Annotated in this window: 17 protein-coding genes and 2 pseudogenes; 13 read left to right on the forward strand and 6 right to left on the reverse strand. The window is 72.7% G+C overall.

Annotation, left to right across the window (positions count from 1 at the left end):
• The first annotated feature begins 228 nt into the window (after positions 1–228).
• From ABT034_RS16200 to ABT034_RS16225, 6 genes are read left to right on the forward strand one after another with little or no spacing between them, the layout of a single operon-like run.
• Positions 229–1,875, forward strand: a complete 1,647-nt coding sequence (locus ABT034_RS16200) for a sensor histidine kinase (protein WP_351215524.1) — start codon at positions 229–231, stop codon at positions 1,873–1,875.
• Positions 1,872–2,273: a roadblock/LC7 domain-containing protein gene (locus tag ABT034_RS16205; protein ID WP_351215526.1), complete on the forward strand. Its 402-nt coding sequence runs from the start codon at positions 1,872–1,874 to the stop codon at positions 2,271–2,273. Before ABT034_RS16200 ends, ABT034_RS16205 begins: the two co-directional genes overlap by 4 nt.
• A complete protein-coding gene (locus ABT034_RS16210; RefSeq protein ID WP_351215528.1) occupies positions 2,270–2,623 on the forward strand; it encodes a DUF742 domain-containing protein in 354 nt (117 codons plus the stop codon). The genes ABT034_RS16205 and ABT034_RS16210 overlap by 4 nt, the downstream gene beginning before the upstream one ends.
• Positions 2,604–3,221: a GTP-binding protein gene (locus tag ABT034_RS16215; protein WP_351215530.1), complete on the forward strand. Its 618-nt coding sequence runs from the start codon at positions 2,604–2,606 to the stop codon at positions 3,219–3,221. The genes ABT034_RS16210 and ABT034_RS16215 overlap by 20 nt, the downstream gene beginning before the upstream one ends.
• Positions 3,218–4,447, forward strand: a complete 1,230-nt coding sequence (locus ABT034_RS16220) for a cytochrome P450 (protein ID WP_351215532.1) — start codon at positions 3,218–3,220, stop codon at positions 4,445–4,447. Before ABT034_RS16215 ends, ABT034_RS16220 begins: the two co-directional genes overlap by 4 nt.
• Positions 4,444–5,688 (forward strand): cytochrome P450 family protein, encoded by a 1,245-nt coding sequence (locus ABT034_RS16225; protein WP_351215534.1) that lies wholly within the window; start codon positions 4,444–4,446, stop codon positions 5,686–5,688. The genes ABT034_RS16220 and ABT034_RS16225 overlap by 4 nt, the downstream gene beginning before the upstream one ends.
• 66 nt (positions 5,689–5,754) lie before the next feature.
• On the opposite strand, the gene ABT034_RS16230 is transcribed toward ABT034_RS16225, so the two are convergent.
• The 3 genes from ABT034_RS16230 to ABT034_RS16240 all read right to left on the reverse strand — a co-directional run bounded on the left by ABT034_RS16230 (position 5,755) and on the right by ABT034_RS16240 (position 7,167).
• The gene (locus ABT034_RS16230; RefSeq protein ID WP_351215536.1) at positions 5,755–6,483 is read right to left on the reverse strand and encodes a hypothetical protein; all 729 of its coding nucleotides are present in this window, start codon (positions 6,481–6,483) and stop codon (positions 5,755–5,757) included.
• 88 nt (positions 6,484–6,571) lie between these two features.
• On the reverse strand, positions 6,572–7,024 hold the full coding sequence (locus tag ABT034_RS16235) for an FhaA domain-containing protein (protein ID WP_351215538.1): 453 nt from the start codon (positions 7,022–7,024) through the stop codon (positions 6,572–6,574).
• Positions 7,021–7,167 carry a hypothetical protein gene (locus tag ABT034_RS16240; RefSeq protein ID WP_351215540.1) on the reverse strand — a complete coding sequence of 49 codons (147 nt, stop codon included), beginning with the start codon at positions 7,165–7,167 and terminating at the stop codon, positions 7,021–7,023. Before ABT034_RS16240 ends, ABT034_RS16235 begins: the two co-directional genes overlap by 4 nt.
• Before the next feature lie 103 nt (positions 7,168–7,270).
• On the opposite strand from ABT034_RS16240, the gene ABT034_RS16245 reads away from it, so the two are divergent.
• Positions 7,271–7,951 (forward strand): hypothetical protein, encoded by a 681-nt coding sequence (locus tag ABT034_RS16245; protein ID WP_351215542.1) that lies wholly within the window; start codon positions 7,271–7,273, stop codon positions 7,949–7,951.
• 65 nt (positions 7,952–8,016) lie between these two features.
• The gene (locus ABT034_RS16250) at positions 8,017–8,283 is read left to right on the forward strand and encodes a DUF4235 domain-containing protein (protein WP_351215544.1); all 267 of its coding nucleotides are present in this window, start codon (positions 8,017–8,019) and stop codon (positions 8,281–8,283) included.
• A 64-nt stretch (positions 8,284–8,347) separates the two neighbouring features.
• On the opposite strand, the gene ABT034_RS16255 is transcribed toward ABT034_RS16250, so the two are convergent.
• On the reverse strand, positions 8,348–9,445 hold the full coding sequence (locus ABT034_RS16255) for a glutamate--cysteine ligase (protein WP_351215546.1): 1,098 nt from the start codon (positions 9,443–9,445) through the stop codon (positions 8,348–8,350).
• Between the two features lie 214 nt (positions 9,446–9,659).
• On the opposite strand from ABT034_RS16255, the gene ABT034_RS16260 reads away from it, so the two are divergent.
• The 5 genes and pseudogenes from ABT034_RS16260 (at position 9,660) to ABT034_RS16280 (ending at position 13,769) form a co-directional block, all read left to right on the forward strand.
• Positions 9,660–10,322 carry a TOPRIM nucleotidyl transferase/hydrolase domain-containing protein gene (locus ABT034_RS16260; protein ID WP_351215548.1) on the forward strand — a complete coding sequence of 221 codons (663 nt, stop codon included), beginning with the start codon at positions 9,660–9,662 and terminating at the stop codon, positions 10,320–10,322.
• A pseudogene (locus ABT034_RS16265) lies at positions 10,289–10,582 on the forward strand (LbetaH domain-containing protein); the annotation flags it as partial. The gene ABT034_RS16260 and the pseudogene ABT034_RS16265, both read left to right, overlap by 34 nt.
• A 64-nt stretch (positions 10,583–10,646) precedes the next feature.
• Positions 10,647–11,030, forward strand: a pseudogene (locus tag ABT034_RS16270) (nucleotide disphospho-sugar-binding domain-containing protein); the annotation flags it as partial.
• 120 nt (positions 11,031–11,150) lie between these two features.
• Positions 11,151–12,350, forward strand: a complete 1,200-nt coding sequence (locus tag ABT034_RS16275) for a serine hydrolase domain-containing protein (protein WP_351215550.1) — start codon at positions 11,151–11,153, stop codon at positions 12,348–12,350.
• Between the two features lie 504 nt (positions 12,351–12,854).
• Positions 12,855–13,769, forward strand: coding sequence for a S1 family peptidase (locus ABT034_RS16280; RefSeq protein WP_351215552.1), 915 nt, complete (start codon positions 12,855–12,857; stop codon positions 13,767–13,769).
• 52 nt (positions 13,770–13,821) lie between these two features.
• On the opposite strand, the gene ABT034_RS16285 is transcribed toward ABT034_RS16280, so the two are convergent.
• Positions 13,822–14,670: an SDR family NAD(P)-dependent oxidoreductase gene (locus tag ABT034_RS16285; protein WP_351215554.1), complete on the reverse strand. Its 849-nt coding sequence runs from the start codon at positions 14,668–14,670 to the stop codon at positions 13,822–13,824.
• 79 nt (positions 14,671–14,749) lie between these two features.
• Complete coding sequence (locus ABT034_RS16290) at positions 14,750–16,228, reverse strand: glutamate-cysteine ligase family protein (protein WP_351215556.1); 1,479 nt, start codon at positions 16,226–16,228, stop codon at positions 14,750–14,752.
• Between the last annotated feature and the right edge of the window lie 17 nt (positions 16,229–16,245).

The following is a 16,245-nucleotide window of genomic DNA, read 5'->3' on the forward strand; positions in this document are numbered from 1 at the left end:
CACCCCGACTGCCGGGCCGGACGGCTTCCGAACTGAGGTCGGGTCAGAGAGCGCATGAATAGCGACCTTCGTGCGACCTTCGTGCGACTTTCGTGTGCGTAAGACTGGAAGATTCCTTCACCCTGTGCATATCAATCCGCTCAAGAGCGTTCCGAACTGATCAAGAACGCCTCTATAGTTCCGTCGTTCAACCTCCTTCCCCCGTGCCTGCTCCCGAGAGTCTGGTTGATGTCGGCGTCCCCCACCCCGTTCCGCCCTGCCCTGACCGCCGCGTTGCTGACCGCCGCCGCGAGCGGCGCACTCGCCGCGGCGGCGACGACCGCGGCACCGGCCGGGGTACGCCCCGCGCTCGGCTGGTTCGCCCTCTGCGGCGTCCTGCTGCTGTCCGCCGCGGCCTTCTCCGTCACCTGGTACGCGCGCACCGCGCGGGCACTGGGCCGGCGGGCCGAGGTCCTCACCGCCGAACTCGCCTCCCGCGACGCCTACGTCAGCCGGTTCAAGGCCACCGCCGAACGGGAGACGGCCGAGCTGAGGGAGCGCCACGAGGCGGAGGCCGCCGGCCACGCGGCACGGGCCGAGGAGCTCGTCCGCGCCCACCGGGCGGAGACGGCCCGGCTCACCGAGGAGCGGACCGCCGAGCTCGAACGCCTCGAAGGACGACTGCGACGGGCGGAGTCCGCCCGGTCCGCCGCCATGGCCGCCGCGGCCAACGCCGCCGGCCGCATGCAGGCCCTCGCCACGAGCATGATGGCCGACCTGCGGGAGATGGAGCACCGGCACGCCGACGAGGACGTGCTCACCGACCTCCTCCATCTCGACCACCGCACCGCCCAGGCCGGACGGCTCGCCGACTCCGTCGCGGTACTGACCGGGGCCCGGTCAGGTCGACGCTGGGCGCGGCCCATCGTCATGGAATCGATCCTGCGCGGCGCCATGGGCCGGATCGGCGGCTACCAGCGGGTGCGGCTGCACTCCGGCAGCGATGCCGCGGTCGCCGGTCACGCAGCCGAGGGCGTCATGCACGCGCTGGCCGAACTCCTGGACAACGCCGCGAACTTCTCCCCGCCGAGCGCCGAGGTGCACGTCTACGTGGAGGAGGTGCCCGCGGGCATCGTCATCACCATCGAGGACAGCGGTCTGGCGATGAGCGACGTGCAGCTGCGGCGCGCCGAGGCCGCCGTCGGTTCGGCGGCCCAGGACCTCGCCGGGCTGTCCGGAACCCGCCTCGGCCTCCATGTGGTCGGCCGGCTCGCGCGCAAGCACGGTCTGACCGTGTCCTTCCGCCCCTCCGCGCGCGGAGGCACCGGCGCCCTCCTGATGCTGCCTCAGGAACTCATCAGCCACGCCGCCTCCGAGCCCCCCGGCGCGGTCGGCGAGCCGCTGCTCCCCGTGTCGGGCCGTGCCGTGACCTCTCCCGCCCCGGACCGGTCGCCCGGCGCACAGCCCGGCCTCGCCCCGGTTGCCCGGCCCGCGTCCCGGCCGTCGGAGCCCGAGGCCGTGCACGAGACCGCGACCGCGACCGCGACCGCGGGCACCACACCGGGGGCGGAGGCGGACGGCATCGTCCTGCCCCGCCGTCGCCGCGGCGAGACCCTCGCCTCCCAGCTCAAGGGCGCCGAGCCGTCCTCGGCGGGCCGCCCGGCGCCGCAGCGCACCGGTGCGGCGGCGCCCGGGACCCCGCCGCGCTTCGGCAGCTTCCAGCGGGCCGTCCGCGCGGCCGCCGCCCAGCCCGAGGCCGGACCGGACAGAACCGGCCCCAGCGCCGACGACCGCCCGGCCGCCACACCCGTACCGTCCGACCCTCAGGACCCGACGGTCGCACCGCACCCGTCGCCGTCCTCGAACCCCCCGTATTCGGAAGGCAATCCGCGATGACCGGCACCACCACCGACGAGAAGCTCAGCTGGCTCCTGGAGAACCTGCTGGAACGCACCCCGGCCACCCGTCACGCGCTGGTGCTCTCCCGGGACGGCCTCAAGCTCTGCCGTACCTCCGGGCTCTCCGTGGACCAGGCCGACCAGCTCGCCGCCATCGCCGCGGGCATCCAGAGCCTGTCGCACGGCGCCTCCGTCGAGTTCGGCGACGGCACCGGCGGGGTCCGCTCCGCCATGGCCGAGTTCTACGGCGGCATCCTCTTCATCGTGGAGGCCGGGGACGGCGCCCATCTCGCCCTGGTCGCCGACGAGGACGCGGACGCGGGTCTCGTCGGCCACAACATGTCGGAACTGGTCGAGCAGTTGGGCGAACACCTCGTCGCCAGGCCCCGGGGATGAGCAGGATCAGGCCGGGCCGGGACGACTCCCCCGACCGCCTCTACACCGTGACGGGCGGTCGCAGCCGTGCCGGGTCCGACGCCTTCGACGTGGTGACGCTCGTGGTCGCCGAGAGCGACCCCGTCCCCGGCATGCAGTCGGAGCACGCCGCGATCCTGCGCATGTGCCGCTTCCCCATGGCGGTGGTGGAGGTGGCGTCCGAGCTCGGCCTGCCGGTGTCGATCACGCGGATCCTCCTGGCCGACCTGCACGCCACCGGCCGGATCAGCGCACGCCACCCCCGCCCCACGTACCGCCTTCCCGATCACGACATCCTGGAGCAGGTGCTCGTTGGACTCCGTAGCCTCTGAACAGCGCCAGACCCTGCACAGCACCGCCGACAACGGTCTGAAGATCGTCGTCGTCGGCGGGTTCGGAGTCGGCAAGACCACCCTGGTCCGCTCGGTCAGCGAGATCCGTCCGCTGAACACCGAGGAGACGATGACGCAGGCGGGCGAGCAGATCGACGACACCATCGGCGTCGCCGCGAAGACGGCCACCACCGTCGCGTTCGACTTCGGCCGGATCTCGCTCGACGCCCGCAACGTCCTGTACCTGTTCGGCGCCCCGGGCCAGGAGAGGTTCTGGTTCCTGTGGGACCGGCTGTTCTCCGGGACGCTCGGTGCCGTCGTGCTCGTCGACACCCGGCGGCTCGCCGACTCCTGGTACGCCGTCGACCGGCTCGAACACCACGGGACCCCGTTCGTCGTCGCCTGCAACGACTTCGGCGGACCCGCCCACACCCCCGCCCAGATCCGCGAGGCCCTCGACCTCGCCGACGAGGTCCCCCTGGTCTTCTGCGACGCCCGGTCGCGCGAGTCCAGCAAGCAGGTCCTCATCTCGCTCGTCGAGCACCTGCAGACCCTCGTCGCCCCGGACCCGCAGCCGATACCGGAGCCCGCCCCGTGACCCACCCCGAGCCCCAGCCCGTCCCGCTGAGCGGCCCCCGGTTCCAGACCGACCCCGTCGAGCTCTACCGGCGGATACGGCGCGAGCACGGCGCCGTCGCCCCGGTCGTACTCGACGGGGACGTGCCCGCCTGGCTGGTCCTGGGCTACCGCGAACTGCACCAGGTCACCAGCGACCCGGTCCTCTTCTCGCGCGACTCCGAGCTGTGGAACCAGTGGGACGCGATCCCCGCGGACTGGCCGCTGCTGCCCATGATCGGCCGCAAGCAGCCGTCCATCCTCTACACCGTCGGCGAGCGGCACCGCGAGCGGGCCGGGGTCATCTCCGAGGCGCTCGAGGCCGTCGACCCGTTCGTCCTCAAGGAACGGGCCGAACGCTTCGCGGACGAACTCATCGACGGCCTCTGCGGCAAGGGCGCCTGCGACATCATCGCCGAGTACGCGATGCTGCTGCCGGTACGGGTCCTCGCCAGCATCTACGGCTTCGCGGACGAGCAGGGTCCCGGCCTCGTGACCGCCCTGAACGACATGATCAACGGCCAGGCGGGCGCGCTGGAGGGCCAGCGCCACCTGGCCGAGTCCATGTTCGCGCTGCTCGCCGCCAAGGCCGGGACGCCCGGCGACGACGTCGCCTCGCGGATGGTCGCCAACACCGCCGGCTTCACGCTGGAGGAGGTCGCCCAGGACCTCATGGTGATGATGGCGGCCGGCCACCAGCCCACCGCCGACTGGATCGGCAACTCGCTGCGCCTGATGCTCACCGACGACCGGTTCGCGGCCTCCCTCTCCGGCGGCCGGCACAGCGTCGGCGAGGCGATGAACGAGGTCCTGTGGGAGGACACCCCCACCCAGAACGTCGCCGGGCGGTGGGCCTCGCGCGACACCCGGCTCGGCGGACGCCGGATCGGCCGCGGCGACCTGCTCCTGCTCGGTCTCGCCGCCGCCAACTCCGACCCGCACGTCCGGGCCGACTCCGGCGCCTTCACCGGCGGCAACAACGCCCACCTCTCCTTCGGACACGGCGAGCACCGCTGCCCCTTCCCGGCGCAGGAGGTCGCCGAGACCATCGCCAGGACCGGCATCGAGGTGCTGCTCGACCGGCTGCCGGACGTGGACCTCGCGGTGGCGGAGGACACCCTCACCCGCCGCCCGTCCCCCTGGCTGCGGGGCCTCACCGCGCTTCCCGTGACCTACACCCCGACTCCCGCCCTTGGAGCATTCGCATGAGCTGCCCGTACGACCCCACCGCCGTTTCCGGCACCGATGTGATCACGCTCGACCCCTTCGTCGGTGACCTCGACGGCGAGAGCGCCCGGCTGCGCGAGGCCGGTCCGCTGGCCCGTGTCGTGCTGCCCGGCGGGGTGCCCTGCTGGGCCGTCACCCGGCACGCCGAGGCACGGAAGCTGCTCACCGACTCCCGCCTGGTCAAGGACATCGACGTCTGGGGGGCCTGGCAGCGCGGCGAGATACCCCTCGACTGGCCCCTCATCGGCCTCGCCAACCCGGGGAAGTCGATGCTGACCGTCGACGGCGACGAGCACCGGCGGCTGCGCACCCTGGTCGCGCAGGCGCTCACCGCACGCCGGGTGGACCGGCTGCGTGCGGGCATCGAGGCCCTGACCGAGGGCATGCTCGACCGACTCGCGGAGCGCCCGGCCGGCGAGGTCGTGGACCTGAAGGCGGAGTTCGCGTACCCCTTGCCGATGAACGTGGTCAGCGAGCTGATGGGGGTCGACGCGGCCGACCACCCGCGGATGAAGGAGCTGTTCGACAAGTTCTTCTCGACGCAGACTCCGCCCGAGGAGGTGCCGCGGATGATGGCGGACCTGGGCGCCCTGTTCGCCGGGATCGTCGCGGGCAAGAAGGAGCGTCCCGGTGACGACCTCACGAGCGCGCTGATCGAGGCGTCGGAGGACGGCGACCGGCTGAGCACGGAGGAGATCACCAACACCCTCCAGCTGATGGTGGCCGCCGGCCACGAGACGACCATCAGCCTGATCGTGAACGCCGTCGTCGCCCTGGAGACCCACCCCGAGCAGCGCGCCCTCGTGCTCAAGGGCGAGGTGCCGTGGGAGAACGTCATCGAGGAGACGCTGCGCTGGTCGACGCCGACCTCGCACGTCCTGATCCGGTTCGCGGCCGAGGACATCGAGGTCGGCGACCGGGTGCTGCCCAAGGGCGAGGCCCTGATCGTGTCGTTCGGCGCGATCGGCCGGGACGAGGAGCAGTACGGTCCGACGGCGGGCGCCTTCGACGTGACCCGTACGCCGAACCGGCACATCTCCTTCGGTCACGGTCCGCACGTGTGCCCGGGAGCGGCGCTGTCCCGTCTGGAGGCGTCGGTGGCGCTGCCCGCCCTGTACGCGCGCTTCCCCGAGCTCCGGCTCGCCGTGCCGCGCGAGGAGCTGCGGAACAAGCCGGTCGTCACCCAGAACGACCTCTTCGACCTGCCGGTCCTCCTGGCCTGACCGGCCGCGCGCCCCGGCCTCCCCGCGTCGTGTCCGGGGAAGGCCGGGGCGTACGCATGGCGCCGGTCAGCCGACTCCGTCGGTCGCCGTGACCCGGTGGGCCTCGAGGCCGGGGGCGGCGAGCAGGTCGGCGATGAGTTCCTCGGAACCGCCGACGTACGTGCTCACCAGGTCGACGTCGCCGCCCACGCACCAGGCGCGGTCCTGCGGCCACCACAGGTCGGGCAGTTCGTCGAACTCGTGCAGGAGCGCGGGGGACACGGCGTCGGCCAGCGGTCCCGACAGCAGGATCTCGTCCCGTTGCGGGGTCGGGAAGGTGGGAACGCCCTCCCACTCCCAGCGGCCGTATCCCTCCCACAGGCCGTACCAGCATCGCTCCGGTGTCCCCGTGTGGCGCGCCAGGACGGGGATCATGGCCCGCGCGACCCCGACGGGCGTGGGCCCTTCCCCCGGGTGCTCGTCCCAGACGCCGGGTAGGCCGTACTCCTCCCCGTTCTGGTAGAACCGCTCCACGCCGATCACCTCGTGCCAGTCCGTCAGCGCTTCGACCTGTCGCCCGTAGGCGGCGGCGACGGTGTCCCAGCGGACCGGGAGCTCGTCCAGCGTCGCGGGATGCAGTACGCGCGCGTACGCGGGGAATCCGGGCGCGGCGACGCCGGTCACGGTTCCGAAGTCACCGAAACCCGGGCGGCGTTCGGTGAGCCAGTGCGCCGGCCCGAGGTCCGCCGTCTCGACGCGCAGACGCCCGTACCGCGAGGGGGCGGTGTCCTGGTCCGGCCTGTTCCATGGGTCCATCCGTCCAGTCTGCCCGGCACCGTACGGGCTCCGCCGGTCGGGCACCCTGGCCCGGCCGACGGTGCCGCCTGCCGCCTGCCGCCTGCCGTCAGCCGTCCGTCGGAAACGCGTCGGCCCGTACGTGGGGCATGGGGCTGCTGCTCACCCGGTACGGGTCGCCGGGCGGACGCTCCGCCGGGGTGACGCGGACCGTCAGCGGTCCCGCCCACTCGTAGCCCTTCCGCTCCCCGTGGCGGGCCAGGTCGTCCGTCAGCGCCTCTCCGACGTCGCCGCCGCCGCGGCGCGTCAGTTCCTCGGCGACCCGGGCGTCCAGCTCCACCTCGTAGGCGTTCGGGACGACCACTCTGCTCTCGCTGCACACCACGGCGTGGTCGTCGCACTCGTGGTGCAGGGCGGCCACCAGCTCGACGCGCTCGCGGTGACGGACCTTGGAGAGCAGGGCCTTCTGCCAGCGTTCCAGGGCTCGTTCCCAGCGCGAGAGCCCGTCCCCGGCCGGGTGTCCCCTCCCGGCCGCGTGCCTGCCCTCCGGCCCGCCCGTCACCGTCGTCCGCGCAGCCGCCCCAGCAGCCTGCGCGCCTGGTCGCGCTTGCTGGGGTCGGCGGCCGCGCGCCGGGCCGAAGCGATCGTCCGCCGCCCCTGCGGGCTGCGGGTGAACTGCTTGATGCGTGCGATGAGTCCGGACATGGGTCCTCCTTGGGGCCGTGTGCGGTCCGCCTACCCTGAGATGCCGCGAAAATGTGCGGGCGTCTCACAACGGGTGCCCGGCACGAGAACACATGGGGGACGCATGACCATTCACCGGCCCGGACTGCCGGAGGACCTTCCTCGGGGCGAGGCGCTGTGGGCCCGCTGGGCGCTGCTCGCCGCCATCCAGGCGACCACAGAGGAGGAGGAACGCAAGAGCGGCTACCGCACCGGCTACTGGATCGACGCCGACGGGCTTCACCACGACGACTCCGGCTGCACCTGGTGGACCATGTCCCGGATGGGCGAGGGCCGGTACGTGCTCTACGGCGAGGACGAGTCGAGCGGCGTGAAGTGGCACGAGCCGCCGATCGACATGCTGGCGGGCGGCCCGGACTGGCTCCCGTACGACGAGCTGCGCGACCGGCTCCAGGGGTACGAGCTGGGCTGCGTCTACTGGTACGAGAACGGGGCGTGGAGCCGCGCGCCGTACCCGGACGGCCTGCGCGACGACGGTCTGGACTGCGGCATGAGCCGCTTCGTGGACCGGGGCCGGGTGCTCGGGGAGCTGTCGGACTACGTCGACGACACGGTCGGCGGGCCGGACGCCGACGGTCTCCTGGCGGACGCGGAGGCGTACCGGCTGGAGGCGGGGCCGCTCCTGGAGCGGCTGCGGCCGGCCGATCCCGACGACGAGCCGCTGGACCCGCCGGCCGTCGCCAGGGCCCTCGTGCTCGCGGGCCTCATCCGAGCGGAGGCGGGCGGGGCCGTCGCCGAAATCTGAGCGGAGGCATGCGGGGCCCGCCCCGGGGTAGCCGGGGCATGAGTCCGAGGGAAGGTGAAGGTGTCATGCAACGATCACGTCTCGTGTTCAAACCGGTGTCGCTCGTCCTGGGCACCGGGGGCGGTCTGCTCGCGGGTGCCGCGTTCAAGAAGGCCTGGCAGGTCCTGGGGCACGACGACGACGCGCCGAACGCCACCGACGAGGACAGGCGCTGGCGCGAGATCCTGATCGCCGCCGCGCTGCAGGGTGCGATCTTCGCCGTGGTGAAGGCGGCCGTCGACCGCGGCGGGGCCACGGCGGTGCGGCGCGTCACGGGCGTCTGGCCGGCCTGACCGCCTGTGTCCCCAGCCCCCACGAAGGCCCCCGCCTCCCCGGCGGGGGCCTTCGTGGGGGGCCTCACGTCGTCTCGGTCGTGATCCGGGCGCAGGCCCGTACGACCTCGTCGAGGGGCAGGCCCTCGTCGAGCAGGGCGCGCTGGCGGTCCGCGCCGCCCCCGCCGGCCAGGTGGGCGGCGATTCCCTCACGGGCCGCGTCGAGGTCCCCGGCGTCCCGCAGTGCCTCCTCGGTGTACCGCAGCAGGGCCTCGAAGGCCGCGTCGGCACCGGTCTCCTCCATGGTCACCGGGTGGACGAGCGGCCCCTTGAGCCCGGACCGGGCGGCACGCCAGGAGGCCAGCCGGAGCAGACCGGCGGAGATCCGGGGAGCGGGTTCGCCGTTGCGCCAGGCGCGGGCTGCGGTCTCGACGAGGCCGCGGGCGAGGGTGGCGACGAGCACGGTCGTGCCGGGTTCCAGACAGACGTCGGCGACCCTGATCTCGACGGTGGGGAAGTTGGCGGAGAGCCGGGCGTCGAAGTAGATCATGCCGGGGTCGCGCAGGACTCCGGTCGCGAGCATGTCCCGCACCTGCTCGTGGTACCGCTCCGCGCTGCCGAACAGTTCGTACGGTCCGGCGGACGGCCAGCGGTTCCACACCCGGCTGCGGTAGCTGCTGTAGCCGCTGTCCTGCCCCTGCCAGAACGGCGAGTTGCCGCTGAGCGCGTTCAGGAGGTAGAGCCAGGGCCTGATCCGGTCGAGGACGGCGACCCCCTCCTCGTCGGAGTCCACGGCCACGTGCACATGGCACCCGCACGTCAGCTGTTCCCGGGTGGTGAGGGCGAACTGCTCGGCCATCCACCGGTACCTGAGGCCCAGCTGGCGGGAGGGTTCCACGGGGAGCGGGGAGGTCGCGAGGGCGGCGACGAGCGCGCCGGCCCCGCGCGCGTACCGCAGCGCCTCGCCGCGCAGGCGGACGATCTCGTCCCGCAGCTCGCCCATGTCCTTCATCGGCCGGGTGGAGAACTCCAGCTGCTCCTGGTGCAGCTCCTTCTCGAAGCTCTCCCCCGCCTCGTCCCCGGTCAGGGCCGCTGACGCGAGCACCGCCGACGAGACGGCGAAGGGCTCGCCCGTCTTCGCGTTGACGAGCATCAGCTCCTCCTCGACACCTACTGTGCGCATGGACGCTCCTGTACGAAAAAAGGGGACGTCCCGCCCCGCCGGCCGCCTCCGGTGGAGGCTCCCAGCGGTTGCGAGACCGGGACGTCTCGCGTATGCCCACTTCGGCGAAGGCGAAGCGCCCGTACGACCGGTACGAACGCGGCTCGGGTCGGATCGCGGTTCCCGAACCGGATAATGCCTGGTCCGACGGTCGGCGGACGGGCAGACTCGCTCCATGGCGGACATGTGGGCGTTCCGGGAGGCGGTCGATCAGTGGGCGGCGGGCGGGCCCGGCGAACCGGCGCGTGATCTGGCGGTGCGGCTGGGACTGCGGACGGCGGTGCTCCTTGAGGGGCCGAGCGACCTGGCGGCCGTCGAGGCGCTGGCCGCGCTGCACGGCAGGGACCTCGCAGCCGAGGGGGTGGCCGTGGTGTCGATGGGCGGGGCCATGAGCGTGGGGCGCTATGCCGACCTGCTCGGGCCGCCCGGACTGGGCCTGCGCCTGACCGGCCTGTGCGACGAGCGCGAGCAGCGCTACTACGACCGTGCTCTGCGGCGCGCCGGGGCGCCGTCCGGGGGGTTCTTCGTGTGCGTGGCGGATCTGGAGGACGAGTTCATCCGCGCGCTGGGGACGGCGAGGGTCGAGGAGATCATCGGGGCGGAGGGCGACCTGCGTGCCTGGCAGACGTTCCTGAACCAGCCCGCACAGCACGGCCGGCCCCGGGACCGGCAGCTGCGCCGCTTCCTCGGCACGAAGAAGGGCCGCAAGATACGCTACGGCCTCCTCCTGGCGGAGTCCCTCGCCCCCGGGCAGGTTCCGGCGCCGCTCGTCGAGCTCCTCGATCACACGCTCCCGTCCCGGCGGACGGCGTCTGGTTCGGGCACGGCGCCACGGTGATGCCCGGCGTGCGGATCGGCCACGGCGCGATCATCGCCGCCGGCGCCGTGGTCACCGGCGACGTCCCCGACTACGGCATCGTCGGCGGCAACCCGGCCCGGCTCATCCGAACCCGCTACGACGCCGCGGACGTCACCCGGCTCCTCGCCGTGGCGTGGTGGGACTGGCCGGTGCGGCACATCTCCGAGCACGTACGGACGATCATGTCGGGGACCGTCGCCGACCTGGAGGAGGCCGCCGCGCAGATCGACCGGCCCTGACACCGCGTCCTCGTCTCACCGCGCCGCACCGCCCGCCCCCGTCCCGCGCCAGAAACGAGTGATCGCCCTCCCGGCCAACGTCGAGGTGCACTCCTGGGTCCCGCAGCGGGCGGTCCTGGAACAGGCCGACGCCTTCGTCACCCACGCCGGGATGGGCGGCTGCGGCGAAGGGCTCCTGGCCGGCGTGCCCATGATCGCCGTGCCGCAGGGGGCCGAGCAGGTCATGAACGCCGACCGGCTCGTGGAACTCGGCGTCGCCCGCCGCGTGGACACCGCCGATGCCACCGCCGAGACGCTTGGCGCGGCACTGCACGACCTGGTCACGGATCCGGAACGCGTCGAACGGTCCCAGCGGTTGCAAGCCGCTGCCCGGGCCGAGGGCGGAACCACGCACGCCGCCGCCCTCATCGAGGACATGCCGGCCGCCGCCGAGGGCTCCGCGCTCTGAGCGCCGCCGCTTGCCTCGCCTTCCTCACGAGAACCGGACCGAGTCGGCCGTGTGCTCCCTTCCCTCCGGTCCGACCAGTCGGTATGTTGCTCGCGACCGTCGAGCGACCCGGAGGACGCCATGCCCGAGCCAGCAGAGACCCGCGGCCACGCCAAGGCCGCGGTCGAGCCCGCGGTGGAGGGGCACTGCGACCCTCGCTTCGGCGCCGTACGGGAGGTCTTCGAGGCCAACTTCCGTACGCGGGGGGAGCTCGGTGCCGCCGTGTCCGTCCAGGTCCACGGCGAGACCGTGGTCGACCTGTGGGGCGGCTGGGCGGACGCCGCCCGGACCCGCCGCTGGGAGCGCGACACCGTGGTCAACGTCTGGTCCACGACCAAGGGCGTGACCGCCCTCTGCGCCCACCTCCTCGTGGACCGCGGGCTGCTCGACCTGGACGCGCCGGTGGCCTCGTACTGGCCGGAGTTCGCGGCCGCGGGCAAGGAGAAGCTCCCCGTACGCCATCTCCTCTCCCACCGCGCGGGCCTCGCCGGCCTGCGTGAGCCGCTCTCGCTCGCGGAGTTCTACGACTGGGAGGTGACGACCGCCCGGCTCGCGGCGACGGAACCGTGGTGGGAACCCGGCACCCGCTCCGGCTACCACGCCATGACGTACGGATTCCTGGTCGGCGAGGTGATCCGGCGCATCACCGGGCGGCTGCCCGGCGCGTTCCTCCGCGACGAGATCACCGGGCCCCTCGGCATCGACTTCACCATCGGCCTGCCGGAGCGGGATGCGGCCCGGGCGGCCGAACTCGTACACCCCCGCGCCTCGAACACCGGCGAACAGGCCGCGGTCTTCGCCCAGTTGGAGCCCGCGGCACGGGCCGCCCTGGCCAACCCGCTGGTGGGCGCCGCCCAGGCCAACAGCCCCGAGTGGCGCGCCGCCGAACTGCCCGCGGCCAACGGTCACGGGACGGCCCGCGCGGTCGCCCGGCTGTACGGGATCTTCGCCGGGCGGGGCCGGTCCGGCGAGCGCCGGATCCTGTCCGAGGCGGCCGCCGAACGGGTCCGCGAGGGGCAGGGCGCGGGCCGGGACCTGGTCCTGGGCGCGGGCTTCGCCCACGACACGGAGTGCGCGCTCGGCCTCTGGCTCAGCGGCCCCAACGCCTCCTACGGCCCCAATCCGCGGGCTTTCGGCCACGATGGCTTCGGAGGCTCCTGCGGCCTCGCGGACCCGGAGTCGGGTGTCTCCCTGGGTTATGTGATGAACCGTATGGGCCCCCGGATCGCGGACGATCCCCGCAAGATGGCCCTCGTCGAGGCCGTGTACGCGGCACTCTGACCCGTCGACGACGGAATCCGGACATCCGTTCGCCCCGGACGGAGGGAACGATCGCGACATTGAGGGGCGTCCACACCTGTCCGACGGACCCGTGGACGGCCCCTCCCCCGCGCCGCAAGGGCTTTCCGTGCTCCCCGATGCCACGGCCGGATCTGTGCACCCGCTACGCCTCCGCCGCATGACCACGGGCCCCCGCCCACCGGGCCAGGTGGCCTTTCTGAAAAGTAGTCAGCAAATTCCGGCAAGTGTTTGCGCGGTTCCGCCCTCTCGCGCCGGCCATGGCCGACGACCCCGGTGCGGTGCGCCCCCGCCGCACCCCGGGCCGAGCCGACGCGCGTAGATCGGCCGAAAGGCGTTCTTGCCGTCAGGAGCGCCTGCTTCGAGGATTCCCCCTGTCGAGATTGACAGGTTCATGGCGGACTTCACTTCGCCGTGGACCCGTCCGCTCGCCACCACGGGGTCGCCCACCCAGCGATTCCCCCCACTCCCCCACCGGAGGATCCAGTGAACCTCAAGCGCCTCTCCCCCCTCGGCGCAGTCAAGGGCGCACGGCTGATCGCCGTGGCCTCCGCACTGCTCGCCGCCTCGGCGCTCGCCGTCCCCAGCTCGTCCGCGGCCACGGCCGGGGACGGCCGGGCCACCGCCACCCAGCTCGCCGCCGCCGAGCAGGCCGTACGCGGGGCCGATGTGGCCGGCACCGCGTGGTACACCGACCAGGCGACCGGAAAGATCGTCCTCACTGTCGACTCCACCGTCTCCGCCGCCGAGATCGCCAAGATCAAGCAGGCGGCAGGCGACCGCGCCTCCGCCCTGGAGATCAAGCGGACACCCGGCACGTTCAACAAGCTCATCGCGGGCGGCCAGGCCATCTACGCCGGCGGCGGGCGCTGCTCGCTCGGCTTCAACGTCCGCAGCGGCTCGACCTACTACGCCCTCACCGCGGGTCACTGCACCAACATCGGCAGCACCTGGTACACCAACTCGGCCAACACCACCGTGCTGGGCACCCGCGCCGGTTCCAGCTTCCCGACCAACGACTACGGCATCATCCGCCACTCCAACGCCTCCGCGGCGGACGGCCGGGTCTGGCTCTACAACGGCAGCTACCGCGACATCACCAGCGCGGGCAACGCCTCCGTCGGCCAGTCGGTGCAGCGCAGCGGCAGCACCACCGGTCTGCGCAGCGGGACGGTCACCGGTCTCAACGCGACCGTCAACTACGGCGGCGGCGACGTCGTCTACGGCATGATCCAGACCAACGTCTGCGCCGAGCCGGGTGACAGCGGCGGCGCGCTCTTCTCCGGCACCACCGCGCTGGGCCTGACCTCCGGCGGCAGCGGCAACTGCTCCAGCGGCGGCACCACGTTCTTCCAGCCGGTGACGGAGGCCCTGAGCGCGTACGGCGTGAGCGTCTTCTAGCCCGCACGTGACCCACGGAGGCCGGCGGTCCCCTCGGGGTCCGCCGGCCTTCTCAGTGCGCGGCCGGGCGGCCGGTGCCGGCGCCCACGAGCCCGTCCGTCAGCGCCATCAGCCGCCCACGGGCGTCCGCGTCGTAGGCCTGCTCGTGAGCGCGTGCGTCCGTGAACCGGTTGAAGTACCGGCCGGTGGTGCGCGCCAGGTCGGGGTCCATGACGAGCCGTACGGTCGGCCGCACCCCCTCCTCGATCGCGACGGCCGGGGTCAGGCCGTACTCGCGCACTCCGCGGGTGTCCATCAGATGGGCGGGGTGGAGGGTGTTGACGGTGACTCCGGTGCCCTGGAGTTCGGCCGCGAGCTCGAAGGTCGCCATGATCATCGCCAGCTTGCTCCGGCAGTAGGCCCGCAGTCCCTCGTACCCCTCCTCCAGCATGACGTCGTCGAAGTCGATGCGTTCCTGCCCGATGGAGGCGACGTTGACGACGCGAGCGGGGGCCGAGGCCGTGAGGAGCGGCAGCAGGGACCGGGTGAGGACGTACGGCGCCAAGTGGTTGACCGCGAAGCGCAGTTCGTGTCCCTGGGCGCTCAGCTCCCGGCGGAGCGGTTCGGCGCCGCCTCCGGCGACCGCGTTGTTCACGAGCGCGTCCAGCCGCGGCTCGGTGGCGCGTACGCGGTCGGCCAGGGCGCGGACCTGATCCAGGTCCGCGAGGTCGGCGAGAAAGGTCCGGACCGTGGCGTGGCGGGCCGTCGCCCGGACCTCCTCCGCGGTCGCTTCGAGGCGCTCGGGGTCTCTGCCGTGGAGGAGGACGGTGCAGCCCCTGGCGGCGAGGTAGAGCGCGATCCCGCGCCCGAGGCCCTGGGTCGCGCCGGTGATGAGGACGGTGGGTGCGGTAGGTGGGTTCATGCGGCCATCGTGTCCGGGGCGCCGGTCCGCTGGGGAGCGGCAGTTGATCCTGGTGTTGTCACCACCAGGGCCGTCGGGGTCACTCGACCGGCCAAGTGTGCGCCGGAGCGTTCAGATGCATGTACTCGATGTACTGCTGTGTCATCCGGCGCAAGGCCTGGTGCCGGTCCACGTGGACGGTGTCGTGGAGGTGGTGGAACATCTCGGACTGCCACACCGCGCCGTTGCGGCCGCTGACGCACCGCTGCTCGATGATGCCGAGCAGCGGCTCCCGGCGGGCCACGTCCATGCCGAGCCGTTCGAGGCCGCGGTTCGCCAGCGGGAGCAGGCGCCGCAGCACCAGCTCGGTCACCGGGACTTCGCCCATGCCGGGCCAGTACAGCTGCGCGTCGATGCCGTGCCGTGCGGCGGTGTGCAGGTTCTCCTCCGCCGCCGCGAACGACATCCGCGACCACACGGGCCGGTCCTCTTCGACGAGGGCGCGGACGAGTCCGTAGTAGAAGGCGCCGTTCGCGAGGACGTCGGCCACCGTGGGGCCGGCGGGCAGCACCCGGTTCTCCACGCGCAGATGCGGAACCCCGTCGACGACGGCGTAGACGGGGCGGTTCCAGCGGTAGACCGTCCCGTTGTGGAGGGTGAGTTCGGCGAGACCGGGAACGCCGCCGCGGTCGAGGGTCTCCTCGGGGTCCTCGTCGTCGCACAGGGGCAGCAGCGCCGGGAAGTACCGCGCGTTCTCCTCGAAGAGGTCGAAGACGGAGGTGATCCACCGCTCCCCGAACCAGACCCGGGGCCGTACCCCCTGCACCCTGATCTCGTGCGGCCGGGTGTCGGTGGCCTGTTCGAACAGCGGGATGCGCGTCTCGCGCCACAGCTCCTTCGCGAACAGGAACGGCGAGTTCGCCGCCAGGGCCACCTGCACCCCCGCGACGGCCTGCGCGGCGTTCCAGTGGTCCGCGAACTCGTCGGGCGCGACCTGCAGATGGAACTGGGTGCTGGTGCAGGCCGCCTCCGGCGTGATGGTCTCCACGTAGGTCCGAAGGCGCTCCACCCCGTCCACCGAGATCAGGAGGTCCTCGCCCCGCGCGGCGAAGATCTGCTCGTTCAGGAGGTGGTAGCGCGGGTTCTCGGAGAGCGACTCCGGACCCACGTCCGACAGCTCCAGTGTCGGCAGGATCCCGACCATGACGAGATGCGCACCGATCGCCGCGGCCTTCTCCTCGGCGTGGTTGAGGGCCTCGCGGATCTCCTGCTCCCAGGAGTCGGGGCCGCCCGCCGTGAGGCGCCGCGGCTCGATGTTGATCTCCAGATTGAACCGGCCGAGCTCGGTCGACCAGGACGGATCCGCGATCGCCTCCAGGACGTCCGTGCTGCGCATGGCGGGCTCGGCGTCGGCGTCCACGAGGTTCAGTTCGATCTCCAGGCCCACCTGGGGCCGCTCGAAGTCGAACCGCGACTCCCGCAGCATCCGCGCGAACACGTCGAGGCAGGTGTGCACCTTGTTCCGGAAGCGGCGACGGTCGTCGCGGGTGAACTCAGACGCCGGGACATCACGCCCCATCGGTCCCTCCCGAGTCT

Source organism: Streptomyces sp. NPDC002773 (assembly GCF_040295605.1).
GTDB lineage: Bacteria > Actinomycetota > Actinomycetes > Streptomycetales > Streptomycetaceae > Streptomyces.

What these genes read in the sequence shown, in the direction of transcription:
- ABT034_RS16255 (WP_351215546.1), bottom strand. Translation starts at nt 9,445, where the DNA reads ATGCGCACAGTAGGTGTCGAGGAGGAGCTGATGCTCGTCAACGCGAAG.
- ABT034_RS16275 (WP_351215550.1), top strand. Translation starts at nt 11,151, where the DNA reads ATGCCCGAGCCAGCAGAGACCCGCGGCCACGCCAAGGCCGCGGTCGAG.
- ABT034_RS16200 (WP_351215524.1), top strand. Translation starts at nt 229, where the DNA reads ATGTCGGCGTCCCCCACCCCGTTCCGCCCTGCCCTGACCGCCGCGTTG.
- ABT034_RS16250 (WP_351215544.1), top strand. Translation starts at nt 8,017, where the DNA reads ATGCAACGATCACGTCTCGTGTTCAAACCGGTGTCGCTCGTCCTGGGC.
- ABT034_RS16205 (WP_351215526.1), top strand. Translation starts at nt 1,872, where the DNA reads ATGACCGGCACCACCACCGACGAGAAGCTCAGCTGGCTCCTGGAGAAC.
- ABT034_RS16245 (WP_351215542.1), top strand. Translation starts at nt 7,271, where the DNA reads ATGACCATTCACCGGCCCGGACTGCCGGAGGACCTTCCTCGGGGCGAG.
- ABT034_RS16210 (WP_351215528.1), top strand. Translation starts at nt 2,270, where the DNA reads ATGAGCAGGATCAGGCCGGGCCGGGACGACTCCCCCGACCGCCTCTAC.
- ABT034_RS16285 (WP_351215554.1), bottom strand. Translation starts at nt 14,670, where the DNA reads ATGAACCCACCTACCGCACCCACCGTCCTCATCACCGGCGCGACCCAG.
- ABT034_RS16290 (WP_351215556.1), bottom strand. Translation starts at nt 16,228, where the DNA reads ATGGGGCGTGATGTCCCGGCGTCTGAGTTCACCCGCGACGACCGTCGC.
- ABT034_RS16260 (WP_351215548.1), top strand. Translation starts at nt 9,660, where the DNA reads ATGGCGGACATGTGGGCGTTCCGGGAGGCGGTCGATCAGTGGGCGGCG.
- ABT034_RS16225 (WP_351215534.1), top strand. Translation starts at nt 4,444, where the DNA reads ATGAGCTGCCCGTACGACCCCACCGCCGTTTCCGGCACCGATGTGATC.
- ABT034_RS16240 (WP_351215540.1), bottom strand. Translation starts at nt 7,167, where the DNA reads ATGTCCGGACTCATCGCACGCATCAAGCAGTTCACCCGCAGCCCGCAG.
- ABT034_RS16230 (WP_351215536.1), bottom strand. Translation starts at nt 6,483, where the DNA reads ATGGACCCATGGAACAGGCCGGACCAGGACACCGCCCCCTCGCGGTAC.